Origin of the sequence: Streptomyces coeruleoprunus, assembly GCF_039542925.1 — a bacterium.
GTDB classification, from domain to species: domain Bacteria; phylum Actinomycetota; class Actinomycetes; order Streptomycetales; family Streptomycetaceae; genus Streptomyces; species Streptomyces coeruleoprunus.
The window spans coordinates 4,250,971-4,270,839 of sequence record NZ_BAABIT010000001.1 but is presented as its reverse complement, the minus strand read 5'-3'; the positions used below and the strand labels follow the sequence as shown (position 1 = coordinate 4,270,839).

Here is a 19,869-nt window from a genome sequence, read left to right as displayed (position 1 = left end):
GCTCCTCGGTGTTTCCGGATCGTGTCACGACCTTGTGCGGAGCGTCACCCCACTGCTGACGCACCGTCCCACGACAAGGCAGACTGTCAGCGGCGATACCAGCAGTACGGGCAGGGGGAGCTATGGACCGTGACAACGGGCCGCGAGTGCCGGAGCAGCGCGTTCCGCAGCAGGCGCAGGCACCGGCCGGCCCGGCACCGGCCAGTCCCACACCGGGCGGCCACGCGCCGGGACACACGCCGGAGGGCCACGCGCCGGCCGGCCGCGCGTCCGGCACCCGCGGCACCTCCGGCGGCGGTACGCCCGAGAGCCGGTCCGGCGACGGCCGCGCTTCCGGCGCCCGTACGCCCGGCGGCCGGGGCTCCGGTGGTCAGGAGTCCGCCGGCCAGACGCCCGCCGCCCGTACACCCGCCGCCCGTACGCCCGACACCACCCCCGCTCCGGACAGCGCCCCCTCTCCGGGCAGGCCCGGAGAGAGCGCCTCCCTGCACTTCGCGGTGCTCGGGCCCGTCCGTGCCCGGCTCGGGGGCGATCACCTGCCGTCGGGCTCACCGCAGCAGCGGGCGCTGCTCGCCGCGCTGTTGCTGCGCGACGGGCGTACCGCCACCGCCGCCGAGCTGATCGACGCCATCTGGGGCGAGGAGCCGCCCTCCCAGGCCCTCGCGGCGGTCCGCACGTACGCGTCCCGGCTGCGCAAGGTGCTGCCGCCGGGCGTGCTGGTCAGCGAGTCCGGCGGGTACGCCATCCGCGTCCACGCCGACGCCCTGGACCTCAACGTGGCGCAGGAGCTGGCCGCCGAGGCGGAGAAGGCCCGCGCGGGCGGCGACCGCGCCCAGGCCCGCGCGCTCATCGGCAAGTCGCTCGGGCTGTGGGACGGCGAGGCGCTGGCCTCCGTACCGGGCCCGTACGCCGAGAACCAGCGCGCCCGCCTGGAGGAGTGGCGCCTCCAGCTCATCGAGACCCGCCTCGACCTGGACCTGGAGTGCGGGCACCACGCCGAGGCCGTGTCCGAGCTGACCGCGCTGACGGCCGCGCACCCGCTGCGCGAGCGGCTGCGCGAACTGCTCATGCTGGCCCTCTACCGCAGCGGGCGGCAGGCCGAGGCGCTGGCCGTGTACGCGGACACCCGCCGGCTCCTCGCGGACGAGCTGGGCGTCGACCCGCGCCCCGAGCTGGCCCGCCTCCAGCAGCGGATCCTGCAGGCGGACAGCGAGCTGGCGCAGCCCGTGGAGACGCCCGCGCCCGCCAAGCCGGCCGTGTCGCGGCCGGCCCAGCTGCCCGCGACCGTGCCGGACTTCACGGGCCGCGCCTCCTTCGTACGGGAGCTGGGCGGCCTGCTGACCACCGCGGAGGGCTCGGTCATGGCCGTGTCGGCGCTCGCGGGGATCGGTGGGGTCGGCAAGACCACGCTGGCCGTGCACGTGGCGCACCTGGCGCGGCCGCACTTCCCGGACGGGCAGCTGTACGTGGACCTGATGGGCGCCGGGGCGCGGGCGGCCGAGCCGGAGACGGTCCTCGGCGCGTTCCTGCGGGCGCTCGGCACGCCGGACACGGCGATCCCCGAGACGCTCGACGAGCGGGCCGCGCTGTACCGCTCGACGCTCGCCGGGCGGCGGGTCCTGGTGCTGCTGGACAACGCGCGGGACGCGGCCCAGGTGCGGCCGCTGCTGCCCGGCACGGAGGGCTGCGCGGCGCTGGTGACCAGCCGGATCCGGATGGTGGACCTGGCGGGTGCGCACCTGGTGGACCTGGACGTGATGTCGCCGGAGGAGGCGCTCCAGCTGTTCACCAGGATCGTGGGCGAGGAGCGCGTGTCGGCCGAGCGGGACGCGGCCCTGGACGTGGTCGCGGCCTGCGGGTTCCTGCCGCTGGCGATCCGGATCGCGGCGTCGCGGCTGGCGGCGCGCCGCACGTGGACGGTGTCGGTGCTGGCGGCGAAGCTGGCCGACGAGCGGCGGCGGCTGGACGAGCTGCAGGCGGGCGACCTGGCCGTGAAGGCGACGTTCGAGCTGGGCTACGGGCAGCTGGAGCCGGCGCAGGCGCGCGCGTTCCGGCTGCTGGGGCTCGCCGACGGGCCGGACATCTCGCTGGCCGCGGCGGCCGCCGTGCTGGACCTGCCTCCGCAGGAGGCCGAGGACCTGCTGGAGACGCTGGTCGACACCTCGCTCGTCGAGTCGGCGGCGCCCGGCCGCTACCGCTATCACGATCTCGTACGGCTCTACGCGCGTGCGTGCGCCGAGCGCGACGAGCAGCCGCCGGCGGAGCGGGAGGCGGCGCTGTCCCGGCTGCTGGACTTCTACCTGGCGACGGCGGCCCGCGTGTACGCCGTCGAGCGGCCCGGCGACCGGCTCGTGGACCACTTGGAGCCGACCGCGTACGAGGGTCTCGCCTTCACCGACCGGCACGGGGCGCAGGACTGGCTGCACGCCGAGGCGGCCTGCATCCTGGCGTGCGTGCAGCAGTCGCTGGGTTCCGCCACGCTGCGCCGGGCGCTGGACCTGCTGCTGTGCTCCAAGGACCTGCGGGAGTCCGGCGCGAGCGCCCTGCGGTACGAGGCGGCCACGAACGCGGCCCGGGAGGCGGCGGCCCGCGCGGCCGACACGCACGCGGAGGCCCGCGCGCGGGTCACGCTGGCCCAGGTGCACAGCACGGCGGGCCGCTTCGAGCAGGCGAGCGTCGAGGCGGCGCGGGCCGTGGAGCTGGGGCGGGTCACGCGGGACCCGTGGACGTGCGGCAACGCGCCCAACGAGCTGGGCATCATCGCGATCTGCACCAACCGGCACGCCGAGGGCGAGACGCATCTGCTGCGCGCGGTCGAGGCGTTCCGCGCCGACGACAACCGGGCCGGCGAGGCGAGTGCCCTGTGCAACCTCTCCCGGGTCGTGGGGTCCATGGGCCGCACGGACGAGGCGGTGGAGCTGGCGCGCCGGGGCGTGGCCATCTACGACGAGCTGGGCCTGGCGCTGCGGCTGGCCAACGCCCGCTACGCGCTGGGCATCGTGCTCACGCAGAGCGGCCGGTACGCGGAGGCGCTGGACGAGCTGTCGCGGGCGCTGGGTATCTTCCAGGAGAGCCGGCAGCGCCTGTGGGAGGGCACCACGCACTTCCGTATCGCGCAGGTCCACCTCGCGTCGGACCGCCCGGCGAACGCCGCGCAGCACGCGGAACAGGCCCTGGGCCTGGGCTGTATCGGCGGCGACTGGATGCAGGCGAACGCGCTGACGCTGCTCGGCAGGTCGCTGCGGAGCCTGGGGCAGCTGGGCCGGGCGCAGGTGTGCTGGCGGGAGGCGCTGGCCGTGTTCGAGGCGTCCGGCGCGCCGGAGGCCGAGGAGGTCCGTGGTCTGCTCGCGCCGCTCAAAGCGGCCTGAGGGGCGCCCGGCTAGGGCGTTCATCGAACGTTTATGAGGACCTGACATCCTCAAGGACATCGATTCGTCGCGTCGGGGGGCGGGCGATTCGCGGAGGGGCCCGCCGTTCAGGCGGGCCGCACCACGCCCGTTCGGCGACCCTCGGGGGAGTTGCCGAGCGGGCGTTCACCGGTCATGACGCCGCAACGGGGAGAACGACGATGAGTGACAGCCCGAAGAACGCAGAGAACACCACGCAGGACAGCCAGGCGGACGTCCCGCCGGCCGGCCTGGGCGCGGACATCAGCAGCCTGGACAGCCACGCGCCCGCGCCGCCCGCGCTGAAGGACCAGGAGGTCGCGACGCTGGACAGCCACGCGCCCGCGCCGCCGGCCCTCGGCCCGGACGTCACCTCGCTCGACAGCCACGCCCCGGCGCCGCCGGCCCTGGGGCCGGACATCACGACGCTGGACAGCCACGCCCCGGCTCCGACGATCAAGTAAGTCCGGAGTCCTGGGCGTCAGGGACCTTCACCCACGGGGTGCGGCCGCGGCGGCGCGGAGGGGGAGCCGCCGCGGCTGCTGCATGCCCGCAGTTCGCCCTTGACGACCTTGCCGCTCGCGTTGCGCGGCAGGGCGGGGACGAACTCCACCTGCCGGGGCACCTTGTAGTTGGCCATCGCGCGGCGCGACCAGGCGATCAGGTCGTTCTCGGTGAGCGTCGCGCCCGGCCGGCGCACCGCGTAGGCCTTGGCGACCTCGCCGAGGCGCGGGTCGGGGATGCCGACGACCGCGACGTCGGCGACGTCGGGGTGGCCGGCCAGCAGGTGCTCGATCTCCGCCGGGTAGGCGTTGAAGCCGCCCACGACGAACATGTCCGTGATCCGGTCCGTGACCCGCAGGTTGCCGGCGGCGTCCAGGACGCCCACGTCGCCCGTGTGCAGCCAGCCGTCCGCGTCGACGGCCCGGGCCGTGGCCTCAGGGTCCTCGAAGTAGCCGGCCATCACGTTGTGGCCGCGCACCAGGATCTCGCCCGGGCGGCCGGGGCCCGGCGAGGCGACCCGCACCTCCGTGCCGGGGACGGCGCGGCCCGAGGTGGTGGCCACGGTCCTCGGGTCGTCGCCGCGGCGGCACATGGTGACCAGGCCGGTCGCCTCCGACAGGCCGTACGCGGTGAGGACGGTCCCGACGCCCAGTTCGGTGCGGAGCCGTTCCACCAGGCGCACCGGGACGACGGCTGCGCCCGTGACGACGAGGCGCAGCGTCGACAGGTCGTGCGCGGCCCGCGCCGGGTGGTCCAGCAGGGACTGCAGGAGGGTGGGCGGTCCTGGCAGCACCGAGACGGACTCGGCCACGATGTTCGCCAGGACCGTGTCGGTGCCGGACACCGCCTGCGGCACGGCGACCGCGCCCCGCATGAGGCAGGCGAGGATCCCGGCCTTGTAGCCGAAGGTGTGGAAGAACGGGTTCACGATCAGGTAGCGGTCGCCCTCGCGCAGCCCCGCCACCTGGCTCCAGGTCGCGTAGCAGCGCAGGGTCTGCTCGTGGCGGGTCACGACGCCCTTGGGGCGGCCCGTCGTGCCGGACGTGAAGACGATGTCGGCGGGCGCCGAGGGCTCCACCGCGTCGGCGCGGGCCCGTACGACGGCGGCCGGGACGCGGTCGCCGGCCGCGAGGAAGTCCCGCCAGGTGCGGTACTCGGGCGGCGCGCCGTCGGCGAGGACCACGACCTGTTCCAGCTGGGGAAGTTCGGCCCGGTGGCGGCGCAGGGCGGCGACGTACGAGGTGCCGAGGAAGGTGCCGGTGACGAACAGCAGCCGGGCGCGGCTGCGGTGCAGGACGTACGCCGCCTCGGCGCCCTTGAAGCGGGTGTTGAGCGGGACGAGGACCCCGCCGGCGGTGACCGCGCCGAGCGCGGAGACGATCCAGTCGAGGCTGTTGGGCGCCCAGATCGCGACCCGGTCGCCCGGTTCGAGGCCCGACGCGACGCACGCGGCGGCGGCGCGTTCGACGCGGTCGCCCAGCTCCCGGTAGGTGATCCGGGTGCGCCCGTCGACGACCGCCTCGGCGCCGCCGTACCGTCCGGCGGCCCACCGGACCAGCCCCGGGATGGTCCCCCACCTGTCCCACTCCATGCCGGCCTCCCGCTCCACGCACAGTAGCTGACTGTTCGTCAGATTAGCTGTACCCTGGCGCGCTGTCAGCGGCACGGAGGCCGGGCGACAGGGGGCACTCATGGCGGGGCCGGGACTCAAGGACGCGACCGCGATCGTCGGCATCGGGCAGACCGCCTTCGCGCGGCACCTCCCCGAGTCGGAGAAGGCCCTGGCCTGCCGGGCCGTGCTCGCCGCACTCGACGACGCGGGCATCGCACCCTCCGAGGTCGACGCCCTCGCCTCGTACACCATGGAGGAGACGGACGAGGTCGAACTCGCCAAGGCCATCGGCGCGGGCGACGTGACGTTCTTCTCCCGCGTCGGCTTCGGCGGCGGCGGCTCCTGCGCCACCGTCGCGCACCTCGCCGCCGCCCTCGCCACCGGACAGGCGAACGTCGGTGTCGCCTGGCGCTCCCGCAAGCGCGGCAGCGGCCCCCGCCCCTGGACGAACACCACCGCCCAACTGCCCACGCCCGCCCAGTGGACCCGCCCCTTCGGGCTGCTCCGCCCGGCCGACGAGATCGCCATGCTCGCCCGCCGCTACCTGCACACGTACGGCGCCACCCGCGACCACTTGTTCAACGTGGCCCTCGCCTGCCGCAACCGCGCCAACCAGAACCCCGCCGCGATCATGTACGACCGGCCCCTGACCCGCGAGATGTACATGACGTCCCGTTGGATCAGCGAGCCCCTCTGCCTCTACGACAACTGCCTGGAGACGGACGGCGCCCTCGCCTGCGTCCTCGTCCGGGCCGAGCGCGCCCGCGACTGCCGCCGCAGGCCCGTGTACGTCCACGCCGCCGCCCAGGGCCTGCCCGCCCAGCACCACGGAATGGTCAACTACTGGACCGACGACCCGCTCACCGGCCCGGCCTGGACGGCCGCCCGACTCCTGTGGAAGCGCGCCGACTTCGGCCCCGAGGACATCGACGTGGCCCAGATCTACGACGCGTTCACCGCGCTCGTCCCGCTGTCCCTGGAGGGCTACGGCTTCTGCGACCGGGGCGAGGGCGCCGCGTTCACCGAGGGCGGCGCGCTGGAGATCGGCGGCCGCCTGCCCCTCAACACGGCCGGCGGCGGCCTGTCGGAGGCGTACGTGCACGGCTTCAACCTCATCACCGAGGGCGTGCGGCAACTGCGCGGCACCGGCACGGCCCAGGTGCCCGGCGCCGAGACCTGCCTCGTCACGGCCGGCGAGGGCGTACCCACGTCGGCCCTGCTGCTGAGGAGCTGACAATGAGCCCCGACCTCCTGCGGCCCGTCCCGGACGACGACGGCGCCCCCTTCTGGGAGTACGCCGCCCGGCACGAACTGCGCGTCCAGTGCTGCGCCGCCTGCGGCGAGCCACGCTTCCCGCCGCGCCCCTGCTGCCCGCACTGCGGGTCCTTCGCGGCCGAGTGGCGCAGGACGAGCGGGCGGGGCCGCATCTGGTCGTACGTGGTCCCACACCCGCCGCTGCTGCCCGCGTACGCCGCGCTCGCCCCGTACAACGTGGCCGTCGTCGAACTCGCCGACGCCCCGCGCATCCGCCTGGTCGGCAACGTCGTGGCGTCCCCCGACGCGCCCCTGGACTCCGTACCCCCGTCGCGGCTACGCATCGGCGCCCCCGTGCGGGTGGCCTTCACCCGCCTCGGGGACGTGACGGTGCCGCGCTGGCTGCTGGAGCGGCCGTGAGCGTACGGGTGGAGACGGAGGGGGGCGTGGCGGTGGTGACGCTGGCCCGCCCGGAGAAGCACAACGCGATGGACCTTTCGACCGCATCAGCGCTCCGCACCACATGGCAGGACCTGCGCCACCACACCGAGGTCCGCTCCATCGTGCTCACGGGCGAGGGCGACAGGGCGTTCTCGACGGGCATCGACCGCTCCGTGGACGTCCCCCAGCCGCCGTCCCCCTACTCGCTCGACGACCCGCTGCTGACGGTCGGCCCGAAGGCCAACGACCTGTGGAAGCCGGTGATCGCCGCCGTGGAGGGCATGGCGTGCGGGGGCGCCTTCTACCTGCTGGGCGAGGCGGAGTTCGTCGTCGCCTCGCGCTCGGCGACCTTCTTCGACCCGCACACGACGTACGGCATGGTCAGCGCGTACGAGGCGATCGGCATGGCGCAGCGGATGCCGTACGGGGAGGTGGCGCGGATGTGCCTGATGGGCACCGCCGAGCGGCTGTCGGCACGCCGCGCGTACGAGATCGGCCTGGTCTCCGAGCTGACGGAGCCGGGCGGGGCGCTGGCGGCGGCGAGGGCGGCGGCCGAGGTCGTCGCGTCGTACCCGACGGACGCGGTGCAGGGGACGGTACGGGCGGTGTGGGCGGCCCGCGAGGCCGCCAGGACACAGGCGCTGGCCCACGCCCCGCACCTCGTCGCGCTCGGCAATCTGCCGCCGGAGCGGCAGGCGGAGCTGTTCGAGGGGCGGGGCGGGGGAAGGGCGTACCGCGTGCGCTAGCTCATGCTCCGGTCGGCGCTGATCACGACGCACTTCTTGTACTCGGAGCCGTCGCCGGTGCCGGTGTAGGGCGTGGTGGCCTCGGTGGTCTGGCTGCCGCTCGACGCCACGAGGACGTCGTCGACACGGGCGATGGCGGTGTTGACGCTCGCCCCGGCGTCGCCCTTGAACTGGACGGTCGCGTCGTACTTGTAGTCGATGGCGCCGTCGTTCTTGATCGTCAGCCGGGCGACGAGGTTCTTGCCGGCGGCGTCGAGCTTGCACTCGTCGATGCGGATGTCCCTCATGGCCTGGTTGGAGCTGGAGCCGCCGCCGGGCACGGAACCGCCGGAACCGCCGGAGGTGCTGGTGTCGTCGTCCCGGTGACCGTTGCTGCCGGAGTCGGAGCCGTTGCTGCTGCTCGAGCTGGAGTGCGAGCCGCCGCAGCTGCCGCCGCCGGAGCCGCGCGCACCGGTGAGCGCGACCAGGACGATGCCGAACACGGCCACGGCGCGAACATGACGCATTTTCACGTTTCAACCCCCGTCGAAAGTGGAAGAATATTGGGCTCGTTTTGACGAGCGCACGTCACCCTAGCAGCGCCCGCCGACGGCACGCACAGCTTCACCCGTACGGCCCGGCGGCCTACTGGGCCGTACGGGGGTACCCGGTCGACTGTGGCCACCGGCCCCGGCCCGGCGTAGCGTCGGCATCGGGAGCCGGAGCCGAAGGAGGCCGAGGATGATCCGCAACATCATCGGCGCCGTCCTGGCTCTCGTGGGAGCGACGGCCGCCGTATGGAGCCCCTTCGTCGCCTGGTACGACGGCCGTCTCGGGCGCGACTACGAGTTCGCCGACCTCTTCCAGGGCATCAGCCAGGAGAGGCCCGGCCTGTGGCTGTCCCTCCTGCTGCCCATGGTCGTCGCCGCCGCCGTCACACTGATCGGCCTGGTGCTGCGCTCCCGCCTGGTGATCGCCCTCGCCGGAGTGATCGTGCTGGGCTTCACCATCCTGTGGATGGTCCGCCAGGGGCAGGCGGCGGGGAACCTCGCGGTGACCGGCGACAACGAAACGGGGCTCGGTGTGGGCCTCGCGAACGCGCTGGGCGGCGGGCTGCTCCTGCTGCTGGCGGCGTCCGTGCTGGCGGGGCGGGTGCGGAGGCCCGCGCCCGAGCCGGAGGCCGAGGAGCCCGGCTACACGTACCCACCGCCGGACCGGACCCCACCCCCGCGCCCCATCCCGGGCCCGGACCGCCCCGAGTACCCGGGCTACCCGGAGGACCGGCCGTACCGCGACGAGCCACCGGGCGGCGAGCCCCCCACCCAACCGCACCGGTGGTGAGCCGCCCACGGGCGGGCGGGTTCCACGCACCCACCCCCCTGCCGGGGGTGAGCCGCCCGACGACGGGACGGGGGTGGACCGGGGGTCGCGCGCGCAGGATTGGCGATGCTGGGACGTTTTACGCTCCGGGGCCCGAGCGAGCCAATCTGAGCACGTGACCCCCGGGCCGCACCCGGACCCACCCACCGTCGTGGTGCGCGCAGGGGGTGGGCCCTCAGGCCGGGGGGCCGTTCCGTCGTTGTGCCCACCCGTTCCTCCCCCAAGGACTACGTCCAGGGGGGACCCTCATGCGGAACGACTGCCCACAACGACGGAACGGCGGCACATCGACGCCAGCCCACAACAACGGAACGGCGGGACCGCGACGCCAGCTCACAACGACGGAACGGCGGGACGGCGGTGCCGTCCCGCCGCCCTGTCAGGTGCGGGGGCGGCCCGTGGCGGTGCCCTTGACGGCGTCGAGGGCGTAGACGCAGCGGTCCTTGCTGCACGCGTACACCACGCCCGCCCGCGCCACCAGCGACCCCGTGATCTCCCCGCCCGTCGTCAGCTTCCACCGCAGCTGCCCGCCGCCCGCGTCCAGCGTGTACAGGACGTGGTCGGCGGACCCGAAGTGGACGCGGCCGTCGGCGACGACGGGCGCGCCGATGATCTCGCCGCCCGCCGCGAACCGCCACTTGGGCGTACCGGTCACGGCGTCCAGCGTGTACAGCGCGCTGCCGCTGCCCACGTGGATGTTGCCGTCGGCGACGAGGACGGGTTCGATCGACTGCCGGGACTCCGTCGCGATGCGCCACCGGTCCTTGCCGGTCGTCGCGTCCAGCGCGTACACCGTGCCGAGGTAGTCGGCGAGGTACACGCCGCCCCCCGTCACGGCGGGCCCGGGCGCGAAGGCGGGCGGCGACAGGAAGACCGCGGGCGCCTCGAAGTGCCAGCGGACGTGGCCGGACATGATGTCGATGGACAGGACGCGGGTGCCGGCGGCGACGTACGCGTAGCCGTCCTCCGCGGGTGTGACCCGCACGGGGACGCCGCCGCAGGAGGCCGCGTCGCCGATGGGGTACGACCAGCGCTCGGTGCCGGTCCGGGCGTCGAGCGCGCGCAGGCGGGCGTCCTGCCACACGTACACGGTGTCGCCGTGCACGGCGGGCCCGGCCTCGGGCGTCTCGAAGTCGGTCTGGGCGCCGGACAGCTCCCACAGCTTGGCCCCGTTGGAGGACTCCCAGCCCTGGACGCCGCCACCGCGCGTACCCGTGACGACGGTGCCCCGGTCGACCTGGAGCGAGTACACCCAGGCGTCGGTCTGGAGCCGCCACCGCTCGCTGCCGTCGAGCGCGTCGAGGGCGTAGAGCGTGGGGCCGTCGGAGGCGTGGATGCGCCCGGCGGCGACGGCCATGGACCAGGCGACGTCCCGGGTCTTGAACTGGCGACGGCCGGTGGCCACGTCCAGCGCGTGGACCTCGAAGGACGTGACGTACAGCAGGTCGCCGTCGACGACGGGGGTCCCCCACACGTCGTTCGACATGCGGAACCGCCACGGCCGCCAGTGCCCGGGCGTGGCGACGGTGGGCCCGCCGTCGGGCGCACCGGCCTGGCCGGGTACGCCGGTCCCGCCGGGGCCGGGCAAGGGACGGCCGGTCGGGGGCGGCGGCGCGGAATCCGCGCCGGTCACCCCGGCCGGGGGGCGGATCCAGCCGGTCGCCGGACCGGCGTCCGCCGCCGCGAGGCCCACACCGCCGCGGGCGTCGGCGGCGCGGGGTCCGGGCCCGATGGGGACGTTGGAGCCGGGCAGGCGCACGGGCGCGCCCTGCGGCGCGGCGGTGGCGTGCCCGGTGCGCGGGTCGGCGCCGGCACCGGGGCGCCAGGCGCCGTCCCAGTCCTGCCCGGGGCCGGGTGCGGCGACGGGCGGGTTCTGCGGGGGCTGGGGCGGCGGAGGCGGGGCCGCAGCGGACACCGGGCCCGGCGCGGGGGCGGGAGCGGGCGTGGCGGGCGGCGGCGTGCTGGGCCGTCCCCCGCGGCGCTGTTCGATCATGGCCGTGGCCCGCGACGGCAGCCACGCGGACGCCGTGCCGCTGTCGTCGCCCCCGGCGAAGAGGTGCGGCGCCAGCTGCGCCTGGAGGTCGGCGGGCGTGGGCCGCAGGGCCGGGTCCATCTGCATGCAGGACTCGATGAGGGGCCGCAGCTCATCGGGCAGGCCCTCCAGGTCGGGGCCCTCGCGCAGCAGCATGAAGACGGTCTCCACGGGGTTGGCCCCGTGGAAGGGCGCGTGCCCCGTCGCGGCGAACACGAGCGTGGAGCCCAGCGAGAAGACGTCGCTCGCGCCGGTGACGCTGCGCGAGTCGCGGGCCTGCTCGGGGGACATGTACGCGGGCGTTCCGACGGCGACGTTGGTCATGGTCAGCCGGGTGTTGGAGACGCCGGAGGCGATACCGAAGTCGATGACGCGCGGTCCGTCCTCGACGACGAGGACGTTGGACGGCTTGAGGTCGCGGTGGACGAGGCCGGCACCGTGGATGGACTGCAGGGCCTCGGCGACACCGGCGGCGAGCCAGCGCACGGCGGGCGCGGGCAGCGGGCCGCACTCGTTCACTATCTCCTCGAGGGAGGGCGCGGGCACGTACGCGGTGGCCAGCCACGGCACCGCCGCCCGCGGGTCGGCGTCCACCACGGCCGCCGTGTAGAAGCCGGAGACCGCCCGCGCGGCCTCGACCTCGCGCGTGAAGCGGACGCGGAACAACTGGTCCTCGGCGAGCTCGGTGCGCACCGTCTTGATCGCCACGCGCCGGCCCGATGCCGAGCGCGCGAGATAGACCAGGCCCATTCCTCCGGCACCGAGCCGGCCCAGCACCTCGAACGGGCCGATCCGTCTCGGATCGTGCTGCGTCAGCTGCTCCACTTGCCTGCCACCTCCCCGTCAGGGCCATAGGGGACGACCCTGTGCCCCCTGATTGTTCCTGTCCGGGGCGGTGGTTGCGAACCCGGGGGCGGATCGGGGTGTCTCACCCGGTTCCGGACACCCCCGTGAGGGGCCGAGGGGGCCTGTGGGGCGGATCTGGCGATGGGTGTGGCCGCAGGTCAGAGGGTCAGGCGGCCCTCGGTTCGGCGAGGACGGCGAAGACGGCGCCCTGGTTGTCGGCGATCACCGCGATCCTGCCGTACGGCGTGTCGAAGGGCGGCTCGGTGACGCGCCCGCCGAGGCGCATGGCGGTGGCGACGGTGTCGTCGCAGTCCTCGACGGAGAAGTAGACGAGGAAGTGGGCGGGCATCTCGGCGGGGAACGCGTCGCTGATCACGCTGCGCCCGCCGATGGCCGTGGCGTCGCTGGGTTCCTCGGTGCCGGCGGGGGACCAGACGCGGAAGTCGATGGACGGGTCGTCGAGGTCCCGCGTCCGGTAGCCGAAGACGTCTTCGTAGAACGGGTCGACCGTGTCCTTGTCGCGGGTGTAGACCTCGGTCCAGCAGAAGGAGCCGGGGAGGCCCTGTTTCTCGAAGCCGCCGCGGTCGCCGGCCTGCCAGAGCCCGAAGACGGCGCCGCCCGGGTCGACGGCGACGGCGGCGATCCCGGCGTCGCCGATCCGGGTGGGTTCGGTGATCACCTGGCCGCCGGCGGCCCGGACGCGGCCGCAGAGGGCGCTGACGTCGGCCGCCGCGAGGTGGACGCCCCAGGCGGTGGGCATACGGCCGTCCCGTTTGGCGGCGAGCCCGGCGACCCGCAGCCCGTCACTGAGCGCGATGGCGTAGGGACCGTACGTCTCGTCGCCTGCGCCAAAGGTCCAGCCGAACAGTTCCCCGTAGAAGCGCTTGCCGGCTTCGAGGTCCGGGAGCAGGGCGTCGGCCCAGCACGGCGTGCCGTCCGCCGTTCCCGCTGTCGTCGCGGCCATGGGCGTGGTTCCTTCCCTGTGCACGGACGGTGTGGTGCCCGTCACGTTCACGCTAATGCGGCCGGGGGCCACACGCAGGGGAAGAAAGAGAACATATGTGCATACGGGAGGTGGTCGACGCCCCGGCGCACCCGGTTCGCGGGCACCCTTCGGTCACTTGTCCACCGAAGTTTTCCACAGGCTGTTAATAATCCTATTGGGCGTGGGGTCGCCTTGGAGTGGCCGTCGAGCGGCCGGCGGGTTCCGGTCGGCCGGGGTGGCCCGCGGAGGCCCGAGCGGACCGTGAAGGCTCCCGGATCGGCCGCTCCCGGGCGTGGGAGGCACCTCACCCGGCGCCGCACCCCATTTGCAGTCGGCCGAATCGCGCCCCGATCACCCCTCGGTAAGCTGACGGCATGACAGGACAAGTACGCACCGTCGACGGCCGCGTGGCCGGCCGACGCGGCCAGGCGACGCGGCAGAAGCTGCTCGACTGCCTCAGCGAGATGCTCAGCTCCTCGCCGTACCGGGACGTCAAAGTCATCGACGTGGCCCGGAAGGCGGGCACTTCACCCGCGACCTTCTATCAGTATTTCCCGGACGTCGAGGGCGCCGTCCTGGAAATCGCCGAGGAAATGGCCAAGGAAGGCGCAGGATTGACCGAATTGGTCTCCGGCCGCTCCTGGGCGGGGAAGGCGGGCCGGCAGGCCGCCGAGGAACTCGTCGAGGGCTTCCTGGATTTCTGGCGGCGCCACGACGCGATCCTGCGCGTGGTGGATCTGGGCGCCGCCGAGGGCGACAAGCGCTTCTACAAGATCCGTATGAAGATCCTGAACTCGGTCACCAACTCCCTGACGGACGCGGTCAAGGAACTCCAGTCCAAGGGCCGGGTCGACAAGGACGTGAACCCGGCGGCGATGGCGGGTGCGCTCGTCGCGATGCTCGCGGCGGTCGCCTCGCACCAGAAGGGCTTCCAGACCTGGGGCGTGAAGCAGGCCGAACTGAAGCCGAACCTCGCACTGTTGGTGCACCTGGGCATCACGGGCAAGAAGCCGGCGAAGTAGCCGGCGAGGCAGCCGGGCGACGACGCGGGACGTCCGGGCCTCCCGGGAGGTCCGCCACCGCCGCCCCACCCGGTCGTGCTCTCGCGCCCCGGCACGCTCACGGCCTTCCACCCCGCGCACCCCTCCGTCCTGTCACGCCGGCGGCGGTCCTCCCCGATCGCCGCCGGCATTCCCGTTCCCGGTCCCGTCCGGAACGTCCCTGCGCGTGAGGCGGAAGAGCCGGATCTCGCGTGCGACGCGGGCCTGGTACGTGGCGTACGGCGGCCAGAAGGCGACCACCGCCCGCCACGCGGCCTCGCGCTCCGCGCCCTTCAGGAGCCGGGCGCGCACCGGCACGGTCGTCCCGTTCCGGCTCACCTCCGCGTCCGGGTGCTTCAGTAGGTTGCCCGTCCAGGCGGGGTGCGCGTCGCGGCCGAAGTTGGAGCCGACGAGGATCCAGGACGTGGCCGCCCGGTCCTCGGGCATGCAGGCCAGCGGGGTGTGCCGGAGCAGTCCGGTGGCGGCGCCGCGCGAGACGAGCACGAGGCCGGGCAGCATCCGGGAGCTGAGCAGGACGCGGCCGCCGGTGAGCCGGTGCACGGCCCGGTCGAGCGCCGGAACGACGTACGGGGCGACGCGGGCGAAGGTACGGGTGGACGACAGCTTCTGGACGAGGCGGCGTCCCGGGGAGGGCGCGGGCGTCATCACACCGCCACCCCCTCGAACAGCGCGTCACCACGGGCGGCTTGGGCGCGCAGCCGGTGGACGGGGCCGAAGAGCAGTTCGTCCGCCGTGGCCCGTTTGACGTACAGGTGCGCCTCGTGCTCCCAGGTGAAGCCGATGCCGCCGTGGAGCTGGACGGTCTCGGCGGCGGCGGTGCGCAGCGCCTCCAGGCACCGGGCGAGCGCGAGGCCCGCGGCCATCGGGTCCCAGGCCGCGTAGTAGGCGGCGGAGCGGGCGGTCTGCACCTGGACGTACAGGTCGGCCAGCCGGTGCTTGACGGCCTGGAAGGAGCCGATGGGCCGGCCGAACTGCTCACGGTCGCGGACGTGCCGGACGGTCCGCTCCAGGCAGTGCGCGGCCGCTCCGGCGGCCTCGGCGGCGAGGCACGCGGCGGTGACGCGCCCGGCCTCCGCGAGCGCGTCGGGAACCCTCGCCCCGGAGTCGTCGCCTCCCAGCAACTCGGCCGGGCAGTGGCGGAATTGGACGGAGGCGAGGGACCGCGTCTCGTCGAGGGCCGCGCGGCGGACCCGGGTCAGCCCGGCGGGCGCGGCGTCCGCCCGTACGAGGAAGAGGAGCGTGCGGGAGCGGGGGAAGCCGCCGGTGTGCGCGGCGACCACCAGGAGGCCCGCGCCGTGCCCGTCGAGGACCCGGTCGGCCTCCCCGTACAGCGTCCAGCGGGCCGCGTCGCCGGGCGCGTCCCGGCGGGCCTGGATGCCGCCCGCGCGTCCGCCTCCGGCCCACGCGCCGTCGCGGTTGTCGTCGGTGAGGCGGAGGGCCACGGGCAGGGCGCCGGGCGTGGCGAGCGTGGCGGTCAGGGTGCCGTCCGCGAGGTGCGGGAGGAGGCCGGCCCGCTGGGTGTCGGTGCCGAGCAGGCCGACGAGCGGCGCGGCGAGCGCGGCGGTGGCGAGCAGCGGGGAGGGGGCCAGGACGCGGCCGGTCTCCTCGCAGGCCAGGGCGAGTTCGGCGACCCCGCCGCCGGCGCCGCCGTACGCCTCGGGAAGGGCGAGCCCGGCGAGGCCGAGCCGCCCGGCCAGCAGCCGCCACAGCCCGGGGTCGTGGCCGTCGGGCGTCACGACGGCGGCCCGGACGTCGTCGCCGCGGCAGTGCTTGGCGAGGAGGTCGCGCAGGGTGCGGCGGAGGGCGTGCTGCTCCTCGCTGAAGGCGGCGTCCACAGGATCCGACCTCCCTCTCTGCTGGACTGCTTTCTGACGGATCGTCATCGCCATGACCATAGACCTGATGTACCGTCAGATCCATGCCTGTGATGCCTCCGGCCCGGCGACGTCCCGTGGCCGTCGTCGGCGCGGCCCTCGCGGACTGCGGGCGCGCCGACGGCGCCACCACCCCGTACACGCTCCACGCGCAGGCCGCCCGGCGCGCGCTCGCCGACTCCGGGCTCGACCGCTCGGTGATCGACGGCCTCGCCTCCGCCGGCCTGGGAACCCTCGCCCCCGTCGAGGTGGCCGAGTACCTGGGGCTGCGCCCCACGTGGGTCGACTCGACGTCCGTCGGCGGCGCCACGTGGGAGGTGATGGCCGCGCACGCCGCCGACGCGATCGCGGCGGGCCACGCGGAGGCGGTGCTGCTGGTGTACGGCTCCACGGCCCGCGCCGACATCAGGGCGGGCCGCCGCACGGCGAACCTCTCCTTCGGCGCCCGCGGCCCGCTCCAGTTCGAGGTCCCGTACGGCCACACGCTCATCGCGAAGTACGCGATGGCGGCGCGCCGCCACATGCACACCTACGGCACGACGGCGGAGCAGCTGGCCGAGGTGGCGGTCCAGGCGCGGGCGAACGCGTCCCGCAACCCCGAGGCGATGTACCGCAGGCCCCTCACGGTGGACGACGTGCTGTCCTCGCCGCCCGTCGCCGACCCGTTCACGAAGCTGCACTGCTGTGTCCGCAGCGACGGCGGGGCCGCCGTGCTGCTGGCGGCCGAGGAGTACGTACGGGACTGCGCGAAGCCCCCCGTGTGGGTCCTCGGCACGGGCGAGCACGTCTCGCACACCACGATGTCGGAGTGGGAGGACTTCACGGTCTCCCCCGCGGCGGTGAGCGGGCGGCTGGCCTTCGGGCGGGCCGGGGTGACCCCGGCCGAGGTGGACTTCGCGGAGATCTACGACGCCTTCACGTACATGACGCTCGTGACGCTGGAGGACCTGGGCTTCTGCGGCAAGGGCGAGGGCGGGGCGTTCGTGGAGAAGGGCCGGCTCACACTGACGGGCGCACTGCCCGTGAACACCGACGGGGGCGGGCTGTCCGCCTGCCACCCGGGCATGCGGGGCCTGTTCCTGCTGGTGGAGGCGGTGCGGCAGTTGCGGGGCGAGGCGCACGGCCGGCAGGTGCGGCGCGCGGACGGCTCGCTGCCGCGGCTGGGGGTGGCGTCGGGCACGGGCGGGTGGTTCTGTTCGTCCGGGACGGTCGTCCTGGCCCGATGATGTCCCCATGACGGACCAGAGCTTCCACGACGCCCTCCGCTCCCTCCTCGTCTGGGACACCACGCTCCCCGCCTTCGACCCGGGGTCCGCCCCTGAGGCGCCCCTGCCCCTCTTCCGCTCGTGGTTCCTGGATGCGGTGGAGGCGGGTCAGACCGAGCCCCACACCATGCAGCTGGCCACGGCCGACGCGGACGGCCGGCCCGACGTGCGTACGGTGATGCTGCACGAGGCCGACGAGCGCGGCTGGCACTTCGCGTCCCACGCCACCAGCGCGAAGGGCCGCCAGCTGGCGGCCCGCCCCGACGCGGCGCTCGGCTTCTACTGGCCCGCGCAGGGCCGCCAGGTCCGCATCCGGGGCCGCGTCGCGCCGGGCACGCCCGACGAGGCGTACGCCGACCTCCACGCCCGCTCGGCCGGCGCCCTCGCCGCCGCCCTGGTGGGCCGCCAGAGCGAGCCCCTGGAGTCCCTGACGGAGCTGGCCGACGCCAGCCGCACGGCCTGGGAGCGGGCACGCGCGACACCGGACGCCCCCGCGCCCACGTGGACGCTGTACGTGCTGGTCCCGACGGAGGTCGAGTTCTTCCAGGGCGACGAACTGCGCCGCCACGTCCGCCTGCACTACTCCCGTACCGAGGACGGCGCCTGGGCGCAGCGGCTGCTGTGGCCCTGAGGGCTCACGGCGTGGCGGCCGGGCGGAACACCGGGACCGTCACGGTCCCGGCGCCGGCCCCGGTCCCGGCCTCCTCGCGGCGGAAGGCGACCTCCAGCGGCATCCCCGCCTCCAGCGCGGCCGGGTCGCAGCCGACGACCTCCGTCATCATGCGCGGCCCTTCCGCGAGGTCCACGACGGCGGGCACGTAAGGGGTGCGGCCGCTGAAGGGCGGGAGGTCGTTGCGGTGGACCACGGACCAGGTGTGGAGCGTGGCCCGGCCGCTCGCCGCCTCCCAGTGGACGTCGTCGCTCCAGCAGTGCGGGCAGAACTCGCGCGGGTAGTGGTGCGGCCGCCCGCAGGCGGCGCAGCGGCGGATCAGGAGGCGGCCTGCGGCGGCGGCGTCCCAGTAGGGGCGGGTGAAGTCGTCGATCTCCGGGGTGGCGGCGTCCATGGGCATCAGCACCATCCGATCACAGTCTTCTGACGATGCGTCAGTTCAGCGGACTCGGGCCGGCTTCCGCAAGACCGTCACGCGCCTTCCGCCCCGTTCACCACCGCCGAACGCGCCTTTGCACCAAAATGCGTGACCGTTTCGCAACCGATTTCCGTCTTGACCGAGACCCAACAAGTGATCGGCCCGTTACGCTCGGCGTTCATGGCCCCTCGCACCGACCGCCACCACGCCGGCCCGCCCCTCGGCCCTCCGCTCTTCGTCATCGGCGGCGGCCCGGGCGGACTCGCCGTCGCCGCGGCGCTGCGCGAGCGGGGCGTACGGGCCGTGGTCCTGGAGAAGGCCTCGGTCGTGGGCGCGTCCTGGCGCGGGCGCTACGAACGGCTCCGCCTGCACACCACCCGGCGGCTGTCGGCCCTGCCCGGCCTGCCCCTGCCGCGCCAGTTCGGACGCTGGGTCGCGCGCGACGACATGGCCCGCTACCTGGAGAAGTACGCCGACGTCCACGACCTGGAGATCGTGACCGGCGTGGAGGTGTTCCGCGTGGAGGCCGCCGAGGGCGGCGGCTGGGTCCTGCACGCCACCGGTGGCCGGCGCCTCACCAGTACGGCCGTGGTCGTCGCCACCGGCCACCACCACACCCCGCTGCTGCCCGACTGGCCGGGCCTGGCCGGCTACGGCGGCGAGGTGGTCCACGCGGCCGCGTACCGCTCCCCCGCCCCGTACACCGGCAAGGACGTGCTCGTCGTGGGCGCGGGCAACTCGGGCGCCGAGATCGCCGTGGACCTCGCCGAGGGCGGCGCCGCGCGGGTGCGGCTGGCCGTGCGGACCGTGCCGCACCTCGTACGCCGCTCCGTCGCGGGCTGGCCCGCGCAGTACACCGGCGTGCTGGTGCGGCGGCTTCCGGTGTGGCTCGCCGACCGGGTGTTGCGGCTGCTGTGCCGGCTGACCGTGCCCGACCTGTCGGCCCACGGGCTGCCGCGCCCCACGACGGGGCTCGTGGCACGGCTGCGGGGGGCGGACGCGTTCCCCGTGTACGACACGGGGCTCGTCGACGCGGTACGGCGCGGCCTGGTCGAGCCGGTGGCGGCGGTCGAGTCGTTCGAGCAGGGCAAGGTGGTCCTCGCGGACGGCACCGTACTGGCCCCGGACGCGGTGATCGCGGCGACCGGCTACCGCCGCGCCCTGGAGGACCTGGTGGGCCACCTGGGCGTCCTGGACGCCCACGGCCGCCCGCTGACCCACGGCGCCCGCACCCCGGCACAGGCCCCCGGCCTGTACTTCACGGGCTTCACCCAGCCGGTCAGCGGCACGCTCCGCGAACTGGCCCGGGACGCCGCCAGGATCGCCCGCGCGGTGACGACGGGACGGCCCGGGCGGGGGTCGCGCCGGTGGAGGGCCGGCCGGAGGCGATGACAGCCCCCGGCCGACGCCACATGG

The 19,869-nt window shown here is 74.8% G+C and carries 17 protein-coding genes; 10 read left to right on the top strand and 7 right to left on the bottom strand.

The window, feature by feature from the left end; genetic code table 11:
- Positions 1-122 precede the first annotated feature (122 nt).
- A complete protein-coding gene (gene afsR / locus ABEB09_RS19105; RefSeq protein WP_345691131.1) occupies positions 123-3,368 on the top strand; it encodes an SARP-family global regulator AfsR in 3,246 nt (1,081 codons plus the stop codon).
- Positions 3,369-3,568: 200 nt separating this feature from the next.
- The gene (locus ABEB09_RS19100; RefSeq protein ID WP_345691130.1) at positions 3,569-3,850 is read left to right on the top strand and encodes a hypothetical protein; all 282 of its coding nucleotides are present in this window, start codon (positions 3,569-3,571) and stop codon (positions 3,848-3,850) included.
- 17 nt (positions 3,851-3,867) lie between these two features.
- Here ABEB09_RS19100 and ABEB09_RS19095 read toward each other — a convergent pair whose 3' ends face one another.
- Positions 3,868-5,481 (bottom strand): FadD3 family acyl-CoA ligase, encoded by a 1,614-nt coding sequence (locus ABEB09_RS19095; RefSeq protein WP_345691129.1) that lies wholly within the window; start codon positions 5,479-5,481, stop codon positions 3,868-3,870.
- A gap of 100 nt (positions 5,482-5,581) precedes the next feature.
- Between ABEB09_RS19095 and ABEB09_RS19090 the strand changes: the two genes are divergently transcribed.
- From ABEB09_RS19090 to ABEB09_RS19080, 3 genes are read left to right on the top strand one after another with little or no spacing between them, the layout of a single operon-like run.
- The gene (locus tag ABEB09_RS19090) at positions 5,582-6,736 is read left to right on the top strand and encodes a lipid-transfer protein (protein WP_345691128.1); all 1,155 of its coding nucleotides are present in this window, start codon (positions 5,582-5,584) and stop codon (positions 6,734-6,736) included.
- 2 nt (positions 6,737-6,738) lie between these two features.
- The gene (locus tag ABEB09_RS19085) at positions 6,739-7,176 is read left to right on the top strand and encodes a Zn-ribbon domain-containing OB-fold protein (protein ID WP_345691127.1); all 438 of its coding nucleotides are present in this window, start codon (positions 6,739-6,741) and stop codon (positions 7,174-7,176) included.
- Positions 7,173-7,943 (top strand): enoyl-CoA hydratase/isomerase family protein, encoded by a 771-nt coding sequence (locus tag ABEB09_RS19080; RefSeq protein ID WP_345691126.1) that lies wholly within the window; start codon positions 7,173-7,175, stop codon positions 7,941-7,943. The genes ABEB09_RS19085 and ABEB09_RS19080 overlap by 4 nt, the downstream gene beginning before the upstream one ends.
- Here ABEB09_RS19080 and ABEB09_RS19075 read toward each other — a convergent pair.
- Positions 7,940-8,431 (bottom strand): hypothetical protein, encoded by a 492-nt coding sequence (locus ABEB09_RS19075; protein WP_345691125.1) that lies wholly within the window; start codon positions 8,429-8,431, stop codon positions 7,940-7,942. The two genes, ABEB09_RS19080 and ABEB09_RS19075, sit on opposite strands and share 4 nt — an antisense overlap.
- A 232-nt stretch (positions 8,432-8,663) precedes the next feature.
- Between ABEB09_RS19075 and ABEB09_RS19070 the strand changes: the two genes are divergently transcribed.
- Positions 8,664-9,263 carry a hypothetical protein gene (locus ABEB09_RS19070; RefSeq protein ID WP_345691124.1) on the top strand — a complete coding sequence of 200 codons (600 nt, stop codon included), beginning with the start codon at positions 8,664-8,666 and terminating at the stop codon, positions 9,261-9,263.
- Positions 9,264-9,681: 418 nt separating this feature from the next.
- On the opposite strand, the gene afsK is transcribed toward ABEB09_RS19070, so the two are convergent.
- Both afsK and ABEB09_RS19060 read right to left on the bottom strand, forming a co-directional pair.
- The gene (afsK, locus tag ABEB09_RS19065; protein ID WP_345691123.1) at positions 9,682-12,159 is read right to left on the bottom strand and encodes a protein serine/threonine kinase AfsK; all 2,478 of its coding nucleotides are present in this window, start codon (positions 12,157-12,159) and stop codon (positions 9,682-9,684) included.
- Positions 12,160-12,346: 187 nt separating this feature from the next.
- Complete coding sequence (locus tag ABEB09_RS19060; RefSeq protein ID WP_345691122.1) at positions 12,347-13,144, bottom strand: VOC family protein; 798 nt, start codon at positions 13,142-13,144, stop codon at positions 12,347-12,349.
- A gap of 395 nt (positions 13,145-13,539) precedes the next feature.
- Between ABEB09_RS19060 and ABEB09_RS19055 the strand changes: the two genes are divergently transcribed.
- Positions 13,540-14,187 (top strand): TetR family transcriptional regulator, encoded by a 648-nt coding sequence (locus tag ABEB09_RS19055; protein ID WP_345691121.1) that lies wholly within the window; start codon positions 13,540-13,542, stop codon positions 14,185-14,187.
- A 132-nt stretch (positions 14,188-14,319) separates the two neighbouring features.
- On the opposite strand, the gene ABEB09_RS19050 is transcribed toward ABEB09_RS19055, so the two are convergent.
- Both ABEB09_RS19050 and ABEB09_RS19045 read right to left on the bottom strand, forming a co-directional pair.
- The gene (locus ABEB09_RS19050; protein WP_345691120.1) at positions 14,320-14,871 is read right to left on the bottom strand and encodes a nitroreductase family deazaflavin-dependent oxidoreductase; all 552 of its coding nucleotides are present in this window, start codon (positions 14,869-14,871) and stop codon (positions 14,320-14,322) included.
- Positions 14,871-16,061: an acyl-CoA dehydrogenase family protein gene (locus ABEB09_RS19045; protein ID WP_345691119.1), complete on the bottom strand. Its 1,191-nt coding sequence runs from the start codon at positions 16,059-16,061 to the stop codon at positions 14,871-14,873. The genes ABEB09_RS19050 and ABEB09_RS19045 overlap by 1 nt, the downstream gene beginning before the upstream one ends.
- Positions 16,062-16,144: 83 nt before the next feature.
- Between ABEB09_RS19045 and ABEB09_RS19040 the strand changes: the two genes are divergently transcribed.
- Together ABEB09_RS19040 and ABEB09_RS19035 are read left to right on the top strand one after the other, a co-directional pair.
- Positions 16,145-17,326, top strand: a complete 1,182-nt coding sequence (locus ABEB09_RS19040) for a thiolase C-terminal domain-containing protein (RefSeq protein WP_380839800.1) — start codon at positions 16,145-16,147, stop codon at positions 17,324-17,326.
- 7 nt (positions 17,327-17,333) lie between these two features.
- The gene (locus ABEB09_RS19035) at positions 17,334-17,996 is read left to right on the top strand and encodes a pyridoxine/pyridoxamine 5'-phosphate oxidase (protein ID WP_345691118.1); all 663 of its coding nucleotides are present in this window, start codon (positions 17,334-17,336) and stop codon (positions 17,994-17,996) included.
- A gap of 4 nt (positions 17,997-18,000) precedes the next feature.
- On the opposite strand, the gene ABEB09_RS19030 is transcribed toward ABEB09_RS19035, so the two are convergent.
- Positions 18,001-18,435, bottom strand: coding sequence for a Zn-ribbon domain-containing OB-fold protein (locus tag ABEB09_RS19030; RefSeq protein ID WP_345693992.1), 435 nt, complete (start codon positions 18,433-18,435; stop codon positions 18,001-18,003).
- Between the two features lie 198 nt (positions 18,436-18,633).
- Between ABEB09_RS19030 and ABEB09_RS19025 the strand changes: the two genes are divergently transcribed.
- Positions 18,634-19,845 carry a flavin-containing monooxygenase gene (locus ABEB09_RS19025; RefSeq protein WP_345691117.1) on the top strand — a complete coding sequence of 404 codons (1,212 nt, stop codon included), beginning with the start codon at positions 18,634-18,636 and terminating at the stop codon, positions 19,843-19,845.
- Positions 19,846-19,869 lie beyond the last annotated feature (24 nt).